The organism is Gluconobacter sp. P5H9_a (assembly GCF_018812085.1).
GTDB lineage: Bacteria > Pseudomonadota > Alphaproteobacteria > Acetobacterales > Acetobacteraceae > Gluconobacter.
On record NZ_JACRVW010000005.1, the window covers coordinates 84,989 to 104,740 of the forward strand.

At 57.8% G+C, this 19,752-nt stretch carries 17 protein-coding genes; 11 read left to right on the forward strand and 6 right to left on the reverse strand.

What is annotated here, in order from left to right:
• Positions 1-9: 9 nt before the first annotated feature.
• Positions 10-918 carry a tyrosine recombinase gene (locus tag KP708_RS07060; protein ID WP_215748993.1) on the reverse strand — a complete coding sequence of 303 codons (909 nt, stop codon included), beginning with the start codon at positions 916-918 and terminating at the stop codon, positions 10-12.
• Positions 919-935: 17 nt separating this feature from the next.
• A complete protein-coding gene (locus tag KP708_RS07065; protein WP_215748995.1) occupies positions 936-1,313 on the reverse strand; it encodes a hypothetical protein in 378 nt (125 codons plus the stop codon).
• A 62-nt stretch (positions 1,314-1,375) separates the two neighbouring features.
• Between KP708_RS07065 and aroB the strand changes: the two genes are divergently transcribed.
• The 8 genes from aroB to mtnK all read left to right on the forward strand — a co-directional run bounded on the left by aroB (position 1,376) and on the right by mtnK (position 11,581).
• A complete protein-coding gene (gene aroB / locus KP708_RS07070; protein ID WP_215748996.1) occupies positions 1,376-3,058 on the forward strand; it encodes a 3-dehydroquinate synthase in 1,683 nt (560 codons plus the stop codon).
• Positions 3,059-3,377: 319 nt separating this feature from the next.
• Positions 3,378-4,517 (forward strand): OmpA family protein, encoded by a 1,140-nt coding sequence (locus KP708_RS07075; RefSeq protein WP_202206451.1) that lies wholly within the window; start codon positions 3,378-3,380, stop codon positions 4,515-4,517.
• 146 nt (positions 4,518-4,663) lie between these two features.
• Positions 4,664-5,227: a GtrA family protein gene (locus tag KP708_RS07080; protein ID WP_202206450.1), complete on the forward strand. Its 564-nt coding sequence runs from the start codon at positions 4,664-4,666 to the stop codon at positions 5,225-5,227.
• Positions 5,228-5,310: 83 nt separating this feature from the next.
• Positions 5,311-7,950 carry an alanine--tRNA ligase gene (gene alaS / locus KP708_RS07085; protein ID WP_215748998.1) on the forward strand — a complete coding sequence of 880 codons (2,640 nt, stop codon included), beginning with the start codon at positions 5,311-5,313 and terminating at the stop codon, positions 7,948-7,950.
• A gap of 116 nt (positions 7,951-8,066) precedes the next feature.
• Positions 8,067-8,750 (forward strand): carbonic anhydrase, encoded by a 684-nt coding sequence (locus KP708_RS07090; protein ID WP_086634437.1) that lies wholly within the window; start codon positions 8,067-8,069, stop codon positions 8,748-8,750.
• A gap of 14 nt (positions 8,751-8,764) precedes the next feature.
• On the forward strand, positions 8,765-9,610 hold the full coding sequence (locus tag KP708_RS07095; RefSeq protein WP_215749424.1) for an endonuclease/exonuclease/phosphatase family protein: 846 nt from the start codon (positions 8,765-8,767) through the stop codon (positions 9,608-9,610).
• 88 nt (positions 9,611-9,698) lie between these two features.
• On the forward strand, positions 9,699-10,391 hold the full coding sequence (locus KP708_RS07100; RefSeq protein WP_215748999.1) for a hypothetical protein: 693 nt from the start codon (positions 9,699-9,701) through the stop codon (positions 10,389-10,391).
• The gene (gene mtnK, locus KP708_RS07105; RefSeq protein WP_215749000.1) at positions 10,391-11,581 is read left to right on the forward strand and encodes an S-methyl-5-thioribose kinase; all 1,191 of its coding nucleotides are present in this window, start codon (positions 10,391-10,393) and stop codon (positions 11,579-11,581) included. The genes KP708_RS07100 and mtnK overlap by 1 nt, the downstream gene beginning before the upstream one ends.
• 3 nt (positions 11,582-11,584) lie before the next feature.
• Here mtnK and KP708_RS07110 read toward each other — a convergent pair whose 3' ends face one another.
• The 3 genes from KP708_RS07110 to rpsD all read right to left on the reverse strand — a co-directional run bounded on the left by KP708_RS07110 (position 11,585) and on the right by rpsD (position 14,841).
• Positions 11,585-12,442 carry a PhzF family phenazine biosynthesis protein gene (locus tag KP708_RS07110; RefSeq protein WP_202206446.1) on the reverse strand — a complete coding sequence of 286 codons (858 nt, stop codon included), beginning with the start codon at positions 12,440-12,442 and terminating at the stop codon, positions 11,585-11,587.
• Between the two features lie 115 nt (positions 12,443-12,557).
• On the reverse strand, positions 12,558-14,105 hold the full coding sequence (locus KP708_RS07115; protein WP_215749001.1) for a peptide chain release factor 3: 1,548 nt from the start codon (positions 14,103-14,105) through the stop codon (positions 12,558-12,560).
• Between the two features lie 118 nt (positions 14,106-14,223).
• Complete coding sequence (gene rpsD / locus KP708_RS07120) at positions 14,224-14,841, reverse strand: 30S ribosomal protein S4 (RefSeq protein ID WP_007282513.1); 618 nt, start codon at positions 14,839-14,841, stop codon at positions 14,224-14,226.
• Positions 14,842-15,188: 347 nt separating this feature from the next.
• Between rpsD and KP708_RS07125 the strand changes: the two genes are divergently transcribed.
• Together KP708_RS07125 and KP708_RS07130 are read left to right on the forward strand one after the other, a co-directional pair.
• Positions 15,189-15,659, forward strand: coding sequence for a BON domain-containing protein (locus KP708_RS07125; protein WP_202206444.1), 471 nt, complete (start codon positions 15,189-15,191; stop codon positions 15,657-15,659).
• 57 nt (positions 15,660-15,716) lie between these two features.
• Positions 15,717-16,961: an MFS transporter gene (locus KP708_RS07130; RefSeq protein WP_215749002.1), complete on the forward strand. Its 1,245-nt coding sequence runs from the start codon at positions 15,717-15,719 to the stop codon at positions 16,959-16,961.
• Here the strand turns inward: KP708_RS07130 and KP708_RS07135 are convergent.
• Positions 16,924-18,306, reverse strand: coding sequence for an MATE family efflux transporter (locus KP708_RS07135; RefSeq protein WP_215749003.1), 1,383 nt, complete (start codon positions 18,304-18,306; stop codon positions 16,924-16,926). The genes KP708_RS07130 and KP708_RS07135 overlap by 38 nt on opposite strands.
• Positions 18,307-18,393: 87 nt before the next feature.
• On the opposite strand from KP708_RS07135, the gene cysS reads away from it, so the two are divergent.
• Positions 18,394-19,752, forward strand: a complete 1,359-nt coding sequence (gene cysS / locus KP708_RS07140) for a cysteine--tRNA ligase (protein ID WP_215749005.1) — start codon at positions 18,394-18,396, stop codon at positions 19,750-19,752.

The window sequence follows — 19,752 nt, forward strand, 5'->3', positions numbered from 1 at the left end:
CGGGGTAGATCAGTCCCCAGACTGGATTTTCGCCAGTGGGTGATGCGCCGTCACGAGTTGCCTCAGACGTTCCGCCATGACCTGTGTGTAAATCTGGGTCGTCGCGATATCCGCATGACCCAGCAGCATCTGAAGCGCTCTCAGATCCGCGCCATGGGCCAGAAGGTGGCTGGCAAAGGAGTGTCTGAGCACATGCGGGCTCACCCGTTCAGGGTCAATTCCCGCCTTTAGTGCGCAGGCCAGCAGAATTTTGTCGAACCCCTGCCGGGTCAGTGGCTTGTCAGGATTCCTGCCTGGGAAAAGATACGGGCTTCCCAAGTCCCGGTCATAGTGAACCAGAGCTTCAGCAGCCTGCCGAGCACTGCGAGACAGAGGAACCAACCGCTCACGGCCGCCTTTGCCTCTCACGAGAAGCATTTCACCCTTTGCCTTCACACATGTCGCAGGCAAAGACAGGAGTTCTGAAATTCGGAGGCCCGTTGTGTAAAGAAGTTCAAGAGCCGCACGGGACAGCAGATCACGCCGTTCACTGTCGTGCCCTCTGGTTCCTTCTTCCAGAAGTAGTCGAATTTCTTTCTCATCCAGAGGACGAGGAAGCGAGGAACTGACTTTCGGAGCCTGCTGGCGATCCGTTGGATCATCAGACCGAATCGATTCCAGCATCAGAAATCGATAAAATTGCTTGAGACAGGACAGCCTGCGCGCTGCTGTACGAGCAGCCATCCCAGCCTGGGACAGGGAGGTCAGGTAACTTCTGACCTGCTCTCCCGTCGCCTGCGCCAAAGACGTTGGAGCACAATGACGGGAAAAATCCGCGAGGTCAGAGGCATAGGCCTGACGCGTTTTCAGAGCTGCGCCCCGTTCTGCCGCAAGCATTTCAAGAAATGCCTCGACATGCCAATCAGCCACCTCTGACATGCGTCAGGCCTGCCTGATCAGTGCGCCGGAACAGCAGCCCCCTGCAGAGGAGCAGGCTTAGGTGCAGGCATTGTGGGCAGCGGCGTGGATGGCGTCAGAGCGGGAGCGGCTGGAGCCACAGGTGCCGCAGCAACCGGAGGCGGGACAGGCGCAGGCTGAGCAGCTCCTGCGGCCGGAGCGGTCGGAACCGGCGGCATCGCCGGAAGAGCCGCAGCAGCAGAACCGGACGTAGCGAACATCGCCGCTGGCAGCTCTTTGTGAACCTGTGTCTGCTCAGGCGGAACAACCCCCATCCCCAGACGCAGGAAAAGTCCGCCCAGAACCACCACCAGAACCAGAGCACCAGCTCCAGCAATCATGGGCAAACGGGAAGATGAACGATCAGATTGTGCCATTATGTTCAGGTCTCAAAGTGCGGGCAGGACGTGATGCCCTCTCCTATGATAGGTAGCAGAGCATGTCACCTCTGCCACCCTCACTTTCCGCCGATCCGGCGGTATCTCTTCCCGTCCCGACCTGCACTGTTGTTCTGGTTGGCATGATGGGAGCTGGAAAAACCACCGTAGGCCGCCGTCTGGCGCAGCTCTACCGCCTGCCCTTCGTCGATGCGGATGCAGAAATTGAACGCGCCGCAGGCTGCACGATTCCGGAAATTTTCTCCCGCCACGGAGAAGCCTATTTCCGTGCTGGCGAACGCCGGGTCATCGAACGCCTGATCAAAGGCCCTCCCTGCATTCTCGCTACGGGTGGCGGAGCATGGATGGACGCCCAGACGCGCCATCTCGTTCGTAAGCATGCCGTGTCGATCTGGCTTCGCGCCCCTGTGCACGTTCTGCTCAGACGCGTTCAGGGCCGCGGCGGCAGACCTCTGCTCGCTCAAGGTAGCCCGGAAGAGGTCATGACCCGACTGGTAGGCGTTCGTTACCCTGTCTATGCGGAAGCAGACATCATTATTGATTGCGGAGACGAAACCGTGGAGCAAGGCGTGCAGCGCGTCCGTGAAACCCTCGCAGAATACCAACATCCTCAAAAAGTGCCTGTAGCTCTTGCACAGCACAGCTACGATGTTCTGGTCGGGCCGGACCTGATTTCGCGGGCAGGAGCTTGGGTTGCCCCACACCTGCGCCAGAAGAGGGTTGTCGTCATCACGGACGACACCGTTGCCACTCTCCACCTCTCCCGCCTGCTTCTGTCCTTCCAGGAGACAGGCATCCAGGCAGACGTCATCTCTGTGGCAGGAGGCGAGGAGAGCAAATCCCTGCACTGCTATGGCGACGTGATGACGCGTCTCCTGTCACTGGGAATCGAGCGTGGCACAACAATTGTCGCCCTGGGTGGTGGTGTTGTTGGCGATCTGGCCGGTTTCGTAGCCGCAACAGCCTTGCGCGGAATCCCGTTCATCCAGATTCCCACGACTCTGCTCGCACAGGTGGATAGTTCCGTCGGCGGAAAAACCGGCATCAATTCCCCGTCCGGCAAGAATCTGATCGGCGCATTCCATCAGCCCATCATCGTTCTCGCAGACAACTCCGCACTCGCGACTCTACCGCGCAGACAGCGAGTTGCGGGTTATGCCGAAATTGTGAAGTCAGGTCTGATCGCAGACCCTGATCTTTTCGCATGGTGTGAAACCAATGGACGATCTGTTCTTGACGGAGACCCGGCAGCTCTTGCGGAAGCGGTTCAACGTGCCTGTACTTTCAAGGCCGCTATTGTCGCCGCTGATGAACGTGAGCAGGCGAAACTGAATGGTCGCGCCCTGCTAAACCTTGGTCACACTTTTGGTCACGCCCTTGAGGCAGAGCTCGGTTATGACGGGCGCCTTCTGCATGGCGAAGGAGTTTCAATAGGTTTGCACCTCGCAATGGCTCTTTCCGTTCAACTCGGATATGCGCCAGAGGAAGACCTTTCTCGCCTGGACGAACATTTACGCACCCTCGGCATGCCAGTCAGCTTTGACTGGTTTGATATTCCGTTCTCAGCGCAGGTACTTCTCGATCACATGACTCGGGACAAGAAGATGCAAGACGGGAAAATTTCCTTTGTTCTTCTGCACGGTATTGGCAAAGCATTCACAAGTCGTGACGTCCCAATGGATACCGTCCGTAACTTACTGATAAATGAAGGCTGCACAGCATAAGGACCGTTACAGTCCTTTATGGTTTAGCCTAACTTTTTGTTTTTTAACTGCATTTGCGCAGCACAAATTCCCGGAAGACGCTGGCGTCCCTGCAAGTGTTCAGCTATGGCAGCAGGGACGCGAGGCGTAGATCGTGAAGCGGGCGGAATGAAATGTGACTTTTTTGTCACTCCTTCCACCCGAGTAGGTCTGGAAGGCTCTGTCTGGCTTTGTCCTAGGGAACTCCCCGATCTATATGCGCTTATGCATCGCGCTGGGTCCGTTGGTTGAAGCAGTTTTTCCAACGGCTCGAAACGTTAGTCACTAAGAGGACGAAAACATGCGTCTCCGCACGGCACTCCTTGCCATGACGTCGATGGTCGCCGCACCGTCGCTTGCCATGGCCAGCACGATCACCGGCCCGTACGTCAACATCGGCGGTGGTTACAACCTGGTTCAGCAGCAGCACGGCCGCTTCTCACCAACCACGCAGGCTGACGGCACGTCTAGCAACAACGCTAGCAGCTCACGCCTCCGCCACAAGGACGGCTTCACGGGCTTCGGTTCGTTCGGCTGGGGCTTCGGCAACGGTCTGCGCGTTGAAGTGGAGGGTGTGTACAACTACTCCCAGATCAACCACCGCACGCCGACGGCCGTTCACGGTTCCACGAACGGTTCTGACCAGGCTTATGGCGGTTTCGTCAACGTCCTGTATGACATCGATCTGGCCCACTTCGGCCTGAACGTTCCTGTCACGCCGTTCGTTGGTGTTGGCGCTGGCTACCTGTGGCAGCACTACAACCCGATCACGACGAACTATGCGAATGGTTCCGTCAACCGTATCGGTGGCACGCAGGGCAGCTTTGCGTACCAGGGTATCGTCGGTGCAGCTTACGACATTCCGGGCGTTCCGGGTCTTGCTGTCACGACCGAATACCGCTTCATCGGTCAGCAGTTTGCTGATGGCCCGTACCGCTCCACGGCCTACAACGGCTCTGGCGTTCACAAGGGCAACGTGAACTTCGACCCGCGCTTCTCGCACCAGTTCATCCTGGGTCTGCGTTATGCGTTCGACACGGCTCCGCCGCCGCCGCCGCCGGCTCCGGTCATCGTTCCGCCGGCTCCGACGCCAGCTCGTACGTACCTCGTGTTCTTCGACTGGGACAAGTCTGACCTGACGGGCCGCGCTCGTGAGATCGTTGCTCAGGCAGCTCAGGCTTCCACGCACGTCCAGACGACGCGCATCGAAGTTAACGGTTACACCGATAACTCCGCAGCCCACCCGGGCCCGCGCGGTGAGCGTTACAACATGGGTCTGTCCCTCCGCCGCGCACAGAGCGTTAAGGCTGAGCTGATCCGTGATGGCGTTCCGGCAGCTGCTGTGGACATCCATGGTTACGGTGAGCAGAAGCCACTGGTTCCGACCGGCCCGAACACCCGCGAGCCGCAGAACCGTCGCGTCGAAATCATCCTGAAGTAATTCAGTTTGAAAAAGACGCCGGAGCCTTCGGGCTCCGGGTTTCTGGAAAAGGCGTCCTTCGGGGCGCCTTTTTCTATTTTAAGGCCTTTGCAGCGTAAATCTGCGCACGCTAGAGCAATACCCACAGCCCCTCCGGAGATGTCCACTTGCGACGCACCCGAATTTTCTATCCCCGTTCACGCCCGCAGGTGATTGATCAGTTCCTTCGATTTGGCGTCGTTGGGGCATTCGGCTTCTTCGTAGACTGGGGAAGCGTGGAGGCTTTTCGGCCAGAAATTGGCCTCATCGCTGCAACCATTGCCGCCTATTTTGTTGCCGCCACCGTCAACTGGATTCTGAACCGCGCCTGGACGTTTCGAACCTCGGCGGCCGATAACCAGCACCTGATCCTTCAGTGGCTTCGGTTCCTGATCGCGAATGCCTTCGGGTTCCTTCTGAACCGCGGAGCAGTCTTCCTACTCTACGCCTTCGTACCCTTTACCGTCCGACATCCTGTTACGGCGCTCGCGATTGGTGCGGGTTGCGGCATGATGGCTAATTTCAACCTCTCCCGCCGGCTGGTTTTCAGGGCCAAAATTCCCGAAACCCCGATGGAACTCATGCAAATGGCTGTTGAAATCCCGGCTGCGGGTCTGACCTCTCCTGACCCCGAGCCTCAAATGCCTATTCCACAACCAACCATGGAACCCTTTGAGCACAAGGCCCCCTGAGGCGCACATTTCCAAGCTGCTCACAATGGTCTAGGAGTAACGCTGGTTTTTCCCGTTTTCTCCGGAATCTGACGCTTCATCCCATGACCAGCACAAACGACATCCGCTCAGCCTTCCTCGAATATTTCGGGTCGAACGGCCATCGCATTGTTCCTTCAGCGCCCCTCGTACCGCAGAACGACCCTACCCTGCTGTTTACGAACGCTGGCATGGTTCCCTTCAAGAACGTTTTTACCGGCCAGGAAACGCGCCCTTACTCCCGCGCCACAACCGCTCAGAAGGTTGTCCGCGCAGGTGGCAAGCATAACGATCTCGACAACGTCGGTTACACCGCGCGCCATCACACATTCTTCGAGATGATGGGCAACTTCAGCTTCGGTGACTATTTCAAGGCCGAAGCCATCGAGTTCGCCTGGAACCTGCTCACGAGAGACTTTGGCCTTCCCAAGGAAAAGCTTCTCGCCACGGTTTACGCTGAAGATGAAGAAGCTGCAGATCTCTGGAAAAAAGTCGCCGGCCTGAGTGATGATCGCATCATCCGTATCGGTACGTCCGACAACTTCTGGCGGATGGGCGACACCGGCCCGTGCGGTCCCTGCTCCGAAATCTTCTACGATCACGGCGACAGCGTCTTTGGTGGCCCCCCGGGCAGCCCGGACGAAGACGGCGACCGCTTCGTCGAGATCTGGAACCTCGTGTTTATGCAGTTCCTGGATCAGGCCGATGGTTCCCGCGACAATCTGCCGCGTCCTTCGATCGATACGGGCATGGGCCTGGAGCGTTTCGCTGCAATCATGCAGGGCAAGCGCGACAACTACGACACAGACACAATGCGCGCGCTCATTGAGTCTTCTGCTGACGTCATGCACCAAGATGCAGACGGACAGTTCAAGTCCAGCCATCGCGTGGTGGCGGATCATCTCCGCTCCACGGCTTTCTTGATCGCGGACGGCGTTCTTCCGTCCAAGGAAGGCCGGGGCTATGTCCTGCGTCGTATCATGCGCCGCGCCATGCGCCATCTGCACATCATGGGCGCCAAGGAACCAGTTTTCTACCGTCTGCTTCCTGCCCTGATCCAGCAAATGGGCGCAGCCTATCCGGAACTCGTGCAGCATCAGGCCCTCATCACTGAAACGATGAAGGGTGAAGAAGAGCGCTTCACAGCCCTTCTGGAACGTGGCCTGACCCTTCTGTCCGATGAAGTCAGCAACCTCGGAGACAACCAGGCTCTTCCGGGCGATGTTGCCTTCAAGCTGTATGACACTTTTGGCTTCCCGCTCGATCTGACGCAGGACGCCCTGCGAGAGCAGGGTCGCACTGTCGATGAATCCGGCTTCGAAACAGCCATGGCCGAGCAGCGCAAGCGTGCTCGCGCTGCGTGGGTCGGCTCCGGCGATACGGCGGCCGAAACCGTCTGGTTTGACGCACGCGACAAGCATGGCCCCAGCGAATTCCTGGGTTATGTATCGGAAAAAGCCGATGCTGAAGTGCAGGGCATTTTCCGTGGAAACGACGAACTCGCCGAAGCGCCCGCTGGCGATGACATTATTGCCATCCTGCTGAACCAGACACCGTTCTATGGCGAAAGCGGCGGTCAGGTTGGCGATCACGGCACACTCACAGCGAACGGTCTGCGGGTGCAAATCACGGACACCCAGAAGCGCAACGGCGATCTGATCGTCCACTACGGCAAGGTTGTCGAAGGCACACTGAAGCCTGGCATGGCCGTTCATGCAGAGATCGACCATGGTCGCCGTACGGCCGTCCGTGGCCATCACTCAGCAACGCATCTTCTGCATGAGGCCCTGCGTCGCCAGATCGGCACGCACGTTACTCAAAAGGGCAGCCTGAACGCCCCTGAACGCCTACGCTTCGACATCAGCCAGCCTCGCCCGCTGACGGACGCAGAACTTCAGGCTGTTGAGGCCGAAGTAAACGCCCGTATCCGTGAAAATGCGCCCGTCGAAACGCGCCTCATGACGCAGGAACAGGCTGTTGCCGAGGGCGCAATGGCGCTCTTCGGTGAAAAATACGGCGACGAAGTGCGCGTTGTTTCCATGGGCGTCGGAGAGGAAGGCCGTCCTGCCTACTCCATCGAACTTTGTGGTGGCACGCATGTTGGTCGCGTGGGAGAAATCGGCCCGTTCCGGATCGTGTCAGAAAGCGGTGTGTCTGCAGGCGTTCGTCGTATTGAAGCCGTCTGCGGAATTGCCGCAGAAAATCTGGCACTTGAAACTGAAAGCCGCCTGAAGCAGATCGCCGATCTTCTGAAGGTTCCTGTTTCTGAGGCCGTCACACGGGTCTCGGCTCTGCTGGAAGAGCGTAAATCGCTCAACAGCCAGATTTCAGAATTACAGCGGAAACTGGCCACAGGCGAAGGTACGGCTGCAACCGAAACCATCAACGGCATCACACTTTCAGCCCGCAATCTGGGGGACGTCAGCCCCAAGGAACTCAAAAGCCTGGCGGACAGCATCTCCAAGCAGATCGAATCTGGCGTTGTTGCTCTTATTTCGGAAGCGGATGGCCGGGGCAGCATCGTGGTTTCCGTCACGCCAGATCTCAAAGACCGACTGAATGCTGTCACGCTTGTCCGTGCGGCATCTGAAGTCATGGGAGGAAAAGGTGGCGGCGGACGGCCAGATATGGCGCAGGCCGGTGGCCCCAATGCAAATGCAGATGAAGTCTTTGCAAAGCTGCGCGAGCACCTTGCTGCGTCATAAACCGTAACGACAACAGATGTCAGGGCAGTAACAAATCATGAGACTACCGTTTTACTGCTTTACCTGCCCTGACAAAGCCTCCTAACTGCTCACTAGTTTATAAAAAGGAGAACACCATGGCCTGTGGTCGTGATACTCTGGCAAAACTGCTGAGCGGTGTCCGTACATTTGAGACGGACGTCTATCCTGACAGTGCGGAGCTTTTTGAGAGCCTGGCCTCCAGCCAGTCTCCTTCCACGCTGTTCATCACCTGCGCCGACAGTCGGATCAGCCCGAGCCTCATCACCCAGACTGAACCGGGTGAACTGTTCATTGTCCGGAATGTTGGCAACATCGTGCCGGCTTACGGTGAAATGCTGGGTGGCGTTTCTTCTGCCATCGAGTATGCCGTTGCGGCACTCAAGGTGAAGAACGTCGTCATCTGCGGCCACTCCAACTGCGGCGCCATGAACGCCCTGCTGGATCTGAACGCGCCGAAGCTGGACGCTCTTCCAACCGTTCGCAGCTGGCTGCGCAACGCAGAAGCAGCACGCGCGGCCATGGGTGATCTGAAGGCAGACGATGCCGGCCCGGCGGACATTCGCCAGCTGGCAGAATACAACGTCCTGCTTCAGCTTGCTCACCTGAGAACACACCCCGCGGTCGTTCGCGCCCTCTCTCAGGGCACACTGACCCTGCAGGGCTGGTTCTACGACATTCCGAAGGGTGAAATTCTCATTCTGGATGAGAAAACCCGTACGACCCGCTCCATCGAAAGCGTTCTTTCGGAAATGGGCGCCACACAGAAAGAAGCCGTCTGAGGTTTCTTTCCACACTGACCCTCGCCGCATGCTTTCTATGCGGCGAGGCTTTTCCAGCCCAGGCCAGAGACATCAAGCTCTCAACCTGGAATCTGGACTGGCTCTCCCTTCGCCAGACGGGAGATCCAGTACTCCCCGACGATGTTCACGGTCGTAAACCCAACGACTTCATTCGGCTGCACCAATACGCGACCCACCTGAACGCAGATCTCATTGCCTTTCAGGAAGTGGACGGCCCCGAACCTGCCGCGCAGGTCTTCGATCCCAAAACTTACCAGATCATTCTGTCCAACGCGCCCGTTATCCAGCGTGTCGGCCTAGCCGTCAGACGCCCGCTGAACGTGACGGTGAATGAAGAACTCTCAGCCCTGGATGTTACCGCTCCCGATGCGCCCCACCATCTGAGAACCGGACTTGATGTCACGGTATTAGACGGGAAAAGCCATCTCCGTATTCTGGTTGTGCATCTAAAAACCGGCTGCTGGGATCAGCCTCTCACTCAGCGCAAACATTCCTGCCCAACCCTGTATCAACAGTTCCAAGTCCTGGAAGACTGGATTGCAGAGCGTCAGGACGAAGGAGAACCCTATGCTGTTCTCGGTGACTTCAACCGCCGCCTGACCATGCACGACCCACTCATGCAGCAGATCGAGCATGATGCGCCCGTTCTTCTCACCACAGCAGGCAAAGCCAGTCCCTGCTGGAATGCAGAGTACTTCATCGACCACATCCTCCTTGGTAACGAAGCCCGCAGTTGGCTCGTCCCGGAGAGTCTACGGGTTATGACCTATCAAAACGATAGTGCGCCGGAAGGATTGTCTGACCACTGCCCCGTTTCGGTGCGCCTGCATCTGCCTTGACCGAGGCGACATCGGGGAAAGTGTTTTCCAGAACGGAATTATGCCCCATGAAGGCATGTGCTTCCCTCCCATCGTTCAAGGTTCCAACATGTCGCAGTCCCTATCCTGGCCCATCACACCACTTCAGCCAGATGTACGGGTGTTGGCTGACCGCCCACTCCCCACCCTGACGACTGAGCAGGAAGAGACCGTCTCGCGCATCTGGACCAAGGCACTTTCGGCGTATCCCAGCCTCTACAATGGCCGCGTCTTCTGTGCCGATGAAATCACCCCAGCCCGAATTCACGGCCACTGGTCCGAATACCGCCGCGTTCTTGCGCAGATGAAAGAGCCAGACGTTTATGGAGCGCACATCCTGCGCCCACTGGCCGTTGTGGGATTGATGTTTACGCCAGACGGCATTGTCATTGGTAGACGCGCTGAGACCTCGATCTACCTTCCCAGATACTGGCAGGGCGCTCCAGCAGGAAATGTTGAAAGCCGAGCGCAGGAGAGCACCATAGATCTCGCCGCGCAGCTTCTGGCGGAATGTGAAGAAGAACTTGGGCTCGTCCCAGCGGAATGCAGGGTAGGGCCATCCCTTTTGGCCTGCGAGCATCCCTCATCGCATATCGTGGATATCGGGATGCGGATTGACGTCTCCCTGACTTTTGAGGACCTTCAGAAGCGATGCCGCGAGCAGGGCAACGCCGAATACGGCGCACTGCACCTGATCCGCCCAGACCACACACCTGAAGGCCCAATGGTCCCAACCCTGGCCGCTCTGCTGGAACTGTCCTGATGCCGTATTTCACTCTCGATACTTCCAGCCTTCGACACTGGCTGACAGAACATGCCGATCTTGCATCCCGCCTTGGTGGAAACCCGGCAGACTGGACGATCCGCGAAGTCAGCGACGGTAATCTGAACACGGTTTTTATTGTGGCCGGTCCGGATGGGCAGCTTTGCTGCAAGCAGGCTCTGCCTCATGTTCGCGTGGCACCAGAATGGCCTATGCCTCTGGAACGTGCGCTGTATGAAGCCCGTTATATGCGTGCGACGGCAGACGCAGTTCGCCCGGCCGCGCCAGAGCTGTATTTCTACGATGATGAGATGTTCCTGCTCGTCATGGAATGCCTGACGCCACATGAGGTCCTGCGCTCTGCCCTGATCCGCGATGACGCGCAACCCGGTTTTTCGGCCAGCATCGGCCAGTATGTCGCCCGGGGCGTACATGCAACGAGTTGGATCAGTCGCCCCTTTGAAGTCGGCTCAAAACTCCTGGAGGAGTTTTCGGGCAACACGGCCCTCACCCGCATCACTGTCGATCTGATCCTCACCGACCCATTCCGCCCTTGCTCCCGCAACCCGGAGCCCGAAGCAGCCCTTCTGCCAGATGTGCAAGCCCTGCAGGCTGATAAGCTTCTTCACCGTGCAGCCGGCACACTTCAGGATCGCTTTCTGACGGCAAGACAAGCCCTGTTGCATGGAGACCTCCACACAGGCTCCATCATGTTACATCGCGATGATGTCCGCGTGATTGACGGCGAGTTCGCCACGATGGGCCCAGTCGGCTTCGATTGCGGGCTTTATCTGGGCAATCTGGCCCTTCACGCCTGCGCCGCGCCACACAAGCAGGATTTCATTAGAACCGAGATCATCGCGTTCTGGAGCAGCTTTAAAAATGAACTCCGCGCTTTGCTGAAAACGGGCGGTGGAGACGTCTGGGCGTTATCAGACGATACTCAGCGCGAAGAGATGCTTGAAGATTTCCTGACGAACATTTTACGAGACACAGCCGGTTTCTGTGGTCTCGAAATGATCCGCCGGACTATCGGGTTCGCTCAAGTCGCGGATTATACGCTTTGCTCCACGCCAGAAAGCCGTACGGAGGCGCGTCGTAAAGCTCTTCAGGCCGGTCGGCGCCTCATCTGTGAAGCACCAAGCGTAACAGCGCCCGAGGGTCTTCTGGCCCTTCTGAAATTTACATAAGGGTCATTCCTCCAGAGACAACTGACCTTCGATGCAGGTCACAACATGCCCGCCAATCCAGATATCATTGCCATCCTGGGTGACGTACACCGTCCCCTCCCGCCCTAAAACCGTTCCCTGCCGCGCCGTATAAGAAGACGGCGCAATTCCACTCTTGATAAGCCACTGCGCGATACCAGCATTCAGGCTTCCCGTGACCGGGTCTTCAAAGCCGGCGGCAGAAAACGCTCGAACTTCGAAGTCGGTATCTCCGGCCTGTACAGGCGCAACGATACCCACACGAATACCCGCAATCATTGCAAAATCCGGTTTCAGCGCCAGTGCTGTCGTGTGGCTTTTCAGAAGAAGAGCAAGCCATCCGGGGCCGTTATCCACCCACTGCGCGGCAACAACATCGGCATCCGACACTCCAAGACCCAACTTGATGCGCGCCAGTACATCCTCTTCAACGGCACCCGTTCGAATAAGGGGCGGCCCCGCGAAAGCAAGTCTACCGCTCTCTCGCCGAATCCTGACCAGCCCCGCACCGCACTCCTGAACAATATCTCGCCCTTCTGACGGGGCGGTGGAAGTCAGCCAGGCATGACAGCTCCCCAACGTTGGATGCCCTGCAAATGGCAATTCGCCAGATGGCGTAAATATCCGGACACGATAGTCAGCCTGCGGATTTATGGGCCGAAGCAGAAAGCTCGTTTCGCTCAGATTCATCCAGTTGGCAAAAGCTCCCATCTTCTGTTCCGGAAAGCCATCGGCCTCCAGAACAACAGCCAACGGATTACCTTTGAGGGGGCGAGACGAAAAAACATCAACCTGTCGAAAAGAGAATTTTCCCGAACAATCCGACAGATTTTCATGCAACATGGCCGCATACCTCACTCTTTTCATTTTGCTTAAGCAAGGAGAGTAGGCACAGAAACCACGTGCGACAATCACGATAAAAAAACCTCGCTCCCTGTGCAGGAGCGAGGTTTGAAAATCAGACCGGCGCCAGACCGATCTGTTTGATGTCATGAAATGCCAGATCGGGGTTCATTTCGATGGTACGACGCATCATGAAAGAGGAACTGGCGAGAAAAACCGGGTCCCCATCCAGATCGTCCGCCATGGATGAGCGATTCACCATCATGAACGCCTCGATTTTTTCACGGCTACCCGTGATCCAGCGCGCCAATGTGAACGGTGTGCTCTCAAACCCGATGGACACGCTGTACTCACCTTTCAGCCGAGACTGAAGCACATCCAGCTGTAGCGTGCCCACAACACCGACGATCGGCGGCAGACCATCCTGCGGACGGAAAAGCTGTACGACGCCTTCCTCAGCCAGTTCCACCAGAGCCTGACGCAGCTTCTTGGCTTTCATGGCATCATCAAGACGAACACGACGCAGAATTTCAGGCGCGAAGTGTGGTACCCCCGTGAAACGCAGTTCTTCGCTCTCGCTCAGCGTATCGCCAATACGCAATGTACCATGGTTCGGAATCCCAACCACGTCTCCGCCAAAGGCTTCTTCAGCCAACTGGCGATCACGCGCAAAGAAGAACTGCGGCGTATGAAGGGCAAACTGTTTGCCAGTCCGCACATGCTTCAAGCGCATCCCGCGCGTCAGACGTCCCGAACACACACGAGCGAAAGCCATACGATCGCGATGGTTCGGATCCATGTTGGCCTGAATTTTGAAAATCAGCGCCGTTACCTGTTGTTCGCTGGCCTGAACTTCACGGGTTTCCGTCGGCTGGGCACGCGGAGCCGGACCGTAAGCAACAAGTGCATCCAGAAGATCGGTCACACCGATTTCTTTCATAGCCGAGCCAAAGAACACCGGAGACAAGTGCCCGGCATCAAAAGACTCACGGTCGAATTCAGGCAGAGCGGCTTCCACCAACTCAAGGTCTTCCCGAAGCTGCACCATCCGCGGATCGGCTTCGTCCACCGGGTCCTTGGTGTGAACTTCACGCGTGCGAATATCAAAGGTGCCGATAAACGTCGCGGCACGGCCAATCGGCCACGTGGCAGGTGAGACGTCCAAAGCAAGGGAGTTGGAAATTTCGTCCAGAAGGGCAAAGCAATCCTGTGCTTCACGGTCCATCTTATTGATGAACGTGATGATCGGAATATCGCGAAGGCGGCAGATCTCGAACAGCTTGCGTGTCCGGTCTTCAATGCCCTTCGCGGCATCGATCACCATGACCGCACAGTCCACAGCCGTCAGGGTACGATAGGTGTCTTCAGAGAAGTCTTCATGGCCCGGCGTATCAAGCAGGTTGAAAACGCAGTCACCGTATTCAAACGTCATGACCGACGTCACGACGGAAATGCCACGGTCCCGTTCAATGCCCATCCAGTCAGACTTGGTACGGCGGCGCTCACCTTTGGCGCGCACGTTTCCGGCAAGCTGAATGGCACCACCAGCCCGAAGAATACGCTCGGTCAGGGTCGTCTTACCGGCATCCGGATGGGAGATGATGGCGAAAGTCCGCCGACGGGCGATCTCGCGGTTGATTTCGGCGCTGAGAGCTTCGGACATGGAGACTCCGGGAGAGACTGGAAGCCGGGGGCTTTAAAATGAGAAACGCCGGACGGGATGACCCGCCCGGCGTTTTCCGGTCGCTTGCTGATCCGGGCCCGAAGACCCGGGATCGGAATTAGCGGGAGTAGAACTCGACGACCAGGTTCGGTTCCATCTGCACCGGATACGGCACGTCAGAGAGAACCGGCGTACGCAGGAACGTACCCTTCATCTGGCGATGATCGACTTCAACGTATTCCGGCGTGTCGCGCTCGCCCGTCTGAACGGAGTCGAGAACGATGGCGAGGTGCTTGGACTTCTCGCGCACTTCGATGACGTCGCCTTCCTTCACGAGGTAGGACGGAATGTTCACCTTCTTGCCGTTGACCGTAACGTGGCCATGGCTGATGAACTGACGTGCTGCGAACGGCGTGATCGCGAACTTCAGACGGTATACAACGGCGTCCAGACGACGCTCCAGCAGACCGATCAGGTTCTCGGAGGTGTCACCCTTACGACGGACGGCTTCGTCATAGTACTTGCGGAACTGCTTCTCGCTGATGTTGCCGTAGTAGCCCTTGAGCTTCTGCTTGGCCATCAGCTGGATGGAGAAGTCAGAAGGCTTCTGCTTACGACGCTGACCATGCTGACCCGGACCGTATTCACGACGGTTCACAGGGGACTTTGCACGGCCCCAAAGGTTTACGCCGAGACGGCGATTAATCTTGTACTTGCTCTCAAGACGCTTTGACATGGGTTAACCCCTGTTCATACATCAGGCTCGCCCCATGCTGCATGGCGAGCCGTTTTGTTGCACCGGTAGGCCTCTCCCCGAATTGGGAAAGACGGGCGCGCACCCAAAAACCGGAGCCCGCGGGGTACAGAAACCCGCTTTATTGGTCCGGCCGGTACGTCCACGTTTCCGGCAGTGGACCCGCGCCTAACAGGTCTCACTCTGTCATGTCAATGAAAGGACGATTCTGACCCTTGTTATTTTCTCACATCGGAGGCCTATAAAGCGCGCAACCCTTCCCTGGGGATTTGCGCTAACGGTCTGGTACTCCCCCTGAATCCGGGAGCCATGTCTTTTTGAGTTTGCCCATGAAAATCTATCGCTTCAATCCCAAGGCTGGCCGCATTGCCGAGGGTTCCCTCGAAGGGCTGATCCAGTCTCTGGATTCACCGCCCCCGCCCAAGCCAGGCGAGAGCGCCATCAAGCGCGCCTTCAAGAGATTCGGCCTCGCACAGATGCACATGTCGCATCTCGTGATTGATGACCGCACGATCTATCTGCGTGGCAAGGCCGATTCCGCCAAAGCCCGTGACCAGATGATCCTCACGGCGGGCAACGTCGCAGGCGTGGCTGCTGTCGAAGCGGAAATCCAGGTGCCCCCCGGTACGCCTGATCCGAAGTTCCTCGAAATCAAGACAAGTCAGAACCTTGATGAAGTGGCTGAGAAGCTACCGGAAGATATTTCTGGCGATGAGCTGCTTGATGCAAATCAACCGCTTGTCACGAGCAAGGATGACATTTATCCGGGCCAGACAATTCGCCTGCCAACGGAGAATTGAGCTGACCGGCCCGGACGCTTCCATGTGAATGTGTCCGGCTAGCTTTTCAGGGTCCGGATGGTAGGTGGGTTTCCCCCTATTCCGGACCTTTTCCTTATGGAATTAATCGAACCAGTCGATGTCGAGCGGGTGCGCCCACCCCACGGTGTCGAGCCAGCCATGTTTGCTCTCATGCTGGCGACATTTACGATTGGGACTGGCGAATTCGCCATGATGGGCCTTCTGCCCGAATTCTCCCATTCTCTTGGTATTTCCATTTCCCGCGCCAGTTCCGTCATTTCAGCCTATGCGCTGGGCGTCGTGGTCGGAGCACCCCTCATTGCGGTTGCTGGTGCAAAACTCCCCCGTCGCACACTCCTGCTGGCCATGCTTGTGCTGTTCCTTGTGGGGAATATCGGCACGATCCTGATGCCGAACCTGCTCGACATTGAAGTCATGCGCTTCATCACCGGGCTCCCTCACGGCGCCTTTTTCGGTGTTTCCGCACTCGTTGGCGCCTCCATGGTTGAGCGTGCAAGACGTGGCCGCGCAGTCGGACGCGTTCTGTCGGGCATCATGATCTCCACGGTCGTAGGGTCGCCCCTGTCCACCTACGCCGCCAATCATCTGGGCTGGCGCGTCGCTTATGGTGCAATCTCTGCGCTTGGACTGCTCTGCTTCCTGGCACTTTGGTACTTCGCCCCACGCGACAAGCCCCATCCAGACGCAAATGCACTCGCTGAACTCGGAGCTTTCAAGCGGCCTCAGGTGCTCCTGACGCTTCTGACAAGCGCCATTGGCTTTGGTGGCCTCTTTGCAGTGTACACGTTCCTTACTACTGCTCTGTCAGACGTAACGCATCTCCCGGACTGGGCCGTTGCGCTTTATCAGATCGTCTGGGGGCTCGGCATGGTTGCTGGCAATTCATTCGGTGGCGCCATGGCGGACCGGAATATCAACCGAACGATCTTGTTCTCCCTCGCAGCCAGCTGCGTGTTCATGATCGGGTTCTGGCTGCTCTTGCCGTCTGCTGTCGCCATGCTGCTGATCACGTTCCTGATCCCGGCAACACTGATCGGCATTTCTCCCGCCATTCAGACGCATCTGATGGAAGTCGCGGGCGATGCACAGACCCTTGCGGCGTCGCTGAACAATTCGGCCTTCAACATTGCCAACGCTGCGGGCACATGGCTCGGGGCCTATCTGGTCAGTTCAGGGCACGGTCTGGGATCGATCGGCTGGGGCGCCGCGCTCCTCTCCGCAGCTGGGTTCGGGGCCTATCTGATTACGATGGCACAGGCTCGGCTTTCCGCATCACGCTGAAAAGCCGAACTCCCAAAGCAACAGAGCTCACCGTGAGCGCTGCCGCCATACCAACCCAAAGGCCTTCCGCACCCCAATGCTGCTGGAAGGCCAACCACCCGCCAAAGACAAGGCCGATCAGGCCATAATTCGTGACAGCAATTACCATCGGCCAGACGGCATCACCGCACCCACGCAGGGCGCCGCTGAACACAACCTGAAGTCCGTCCACAATCTGGTAGATCCCGGCAATCTTCATGAGCGTGATCACCAATGCAGCCGTAGACGGATCAGGTGCATGCCCCGTGAAGTACAGGCTGACGATTTTTTCTGGCCAGATCAGCAACAAGACTGAAGACAGAACAGACCAGATGAGCACCACCCAGATACCGGTCCACGCAGCCCGGCGGCTTTGATCCATTCGCCCTGAACCCCGCCAGTATGCCACCCGCACATTGGTGGACTGACCAATGGCCAGACACACCATGAACAGCAGTGCACTCACATTCACTGCAACCTGATGGGCTGCAAGGCTTTGTGTTCCAAGCTGCCCGGCCCGCAGGCTCGTGATCTGAAACATGAGAATTTCAGCAGCAGCTCCCATCATCATGGGCAAACCGAGCTTCAATAGTTCCTTCATGATAGGCCAGCGCACAGGGGCTGGCTTCATAACGGCCCGCACCCGAGGATGCATCAGACACAGCCCCGTCAGCGCAAAACTGATCGCCCAGCCCGTCAGGGTCGTAGCCGTGGCCGAGCCATACATCCCCATCGCAGGCAACCCAAACCACCCATGAATGAGCGCTGCATTGGTGATGCCATTGCAGAGCGCCATGGCAGGCATGATCCACAGCAGAAGCGTTTCCGCCCCGAGCGATGGGAGCGCCACACGCAGCACACCAATCACGGCCAGATCCGGCAGCAGGGATAACAGAAGGATATGAATGAAGTGGCTTCCCTGGGTTACCACATCCCCGGGTTCCGCCAGCCACGCAAACAATGGCTGCACGAACCATAAGAGCAACGCACAGGGGATGAAGATCAGGAGCGCCAGAACGAACGCAGCGCTCATGACGCTGCGACCGTCATGAGAATCCCGGCCGTGATCTTCCGCCCCACGACCATGAGAGAGAAGAACGCCCGCTCCACCCAGAATGGTCTGGCAGGTCACCATGGTGGTGAAGAAAAAAGTATTGGCCAGACCACCGACGGCCACTTCAGCAACCCCCAGACCACCCAGAAGGATGGTGTCCGTCACGCCCATGGACATTTCGGAAAGCTGGGAAAGTGCAAGCGGAAGAGCCACGCGCAGCAGGGCAAGAGCATGCCCGCGTGAGGAAGTCGGATCTTTGAAGGTTCTACACATAAGCCTCACTATCGCAGTGAAGATCATGCAGACAAGAGTAACAAAGCCTGTTGCACCAAAACGGTGGCTGGCGCATTGATCCCATCTATGGCCGATCCCGTTCCTCACGTGCTCCGTCTGCACGACACCCACGCGCGCGAAAAGCGACTGTTCACACCACTCGATCCGCAGAATGTGCGGGTCTATTTCTGTGGACCCACAGTCTATGACCGGGCGCATCTGGGCAATCTGCGCGCCATGATGGGCGCCGATATCCTGATCCGACTGCTCCGTGTGCTGTATCCACGCGTCACTTACGTCCGAAACGTTACGGACGTGGACGACAAGATCACAGCACGCGCGAAGGAGAACGGTGAGGACATCTCCGCCCTGACCGCCCGTACGACTGAAGCCTTTCATGAAGATTTGGCGTCACTCGGGATTCTGCCGCCGGATATCGAACCCCGCGCGACCCACCATATTGGTGAGATGCTGGCAATGATCGGGCGCTTGGTCGAAAACGGGCATGCATATGAAGCCGAAGGGCACGTTCTGTTCGCTGTCCGGAACTTCCCGTCTTATGGCGAACTTTCCGGCCGCTCGCTGGATGACATGATCGCTGGCGCCCGCGTCGAAGTGGCGCCCTACAAACGTGACCCTGGCGATTTCGTGCTCTGGAAACCGTCCACCCCGGATCAGCCCGGCTGGGACAGCCCCTATGGCCGTGGTCGCCCCGGCTGGCACATCGAATGCTCCGCCATGTCACACCGGTATCTGGGTGAGAGCTTCGATATTCATGGTGGCGGCGACGATCTGCTTTTCCCACACCATGAAAACGAACGTGCACAGTCTCTGTGCTGCTATCCGGGCAGCAAGTTCGCTACGCACTGGCTCCATAACGGCATGCTGCTCTCCAATGGGGAGAAAATGTCCAAGTCTTTGGGCAATTTCTTCACCATCCGTGAAGTTCTGGAAAAATCCCCGGCTGAACCACTGCGCCTGCTCTATCTAGGCGCCCATTATCGTTCGACGCTGGATTTCACCTGGGAAAAGCTGGAAGAAGCACGTCGCGTTCTGGATCGTCTCTATCGCGCCCTTGAGCGCGGTGATGCCCAGCAGGGCGCAGACGTTCCAGCAACCGTGCTGGACGCGCTGTGCGACGACCTGAACACACCACTCGCCATCGCTGCCCTTCACCCGCTGGCAGACGCCGCCATGCAGGGCGATCAGCAAGCTGCCTCTGGTCTTCTGGCCGCTGGCAAGCAGCTTGGTCTGTTCCAGGTTTCCCCGGCTGAATGGTTCCGCTCAGGCGTTGATGCGTCCGCCATCGAAGCGCTGATCGAAGAACGTCTGGCAGCCCGTAAAGCCCGTAACTTCGCCCGCGCGGATGAAATCCGGAACCAGCTTGCCGCAGAGGGAATCACGCTGGAAGACGGCCCCGGCGGCACCACATGGCGGAAGGCATAA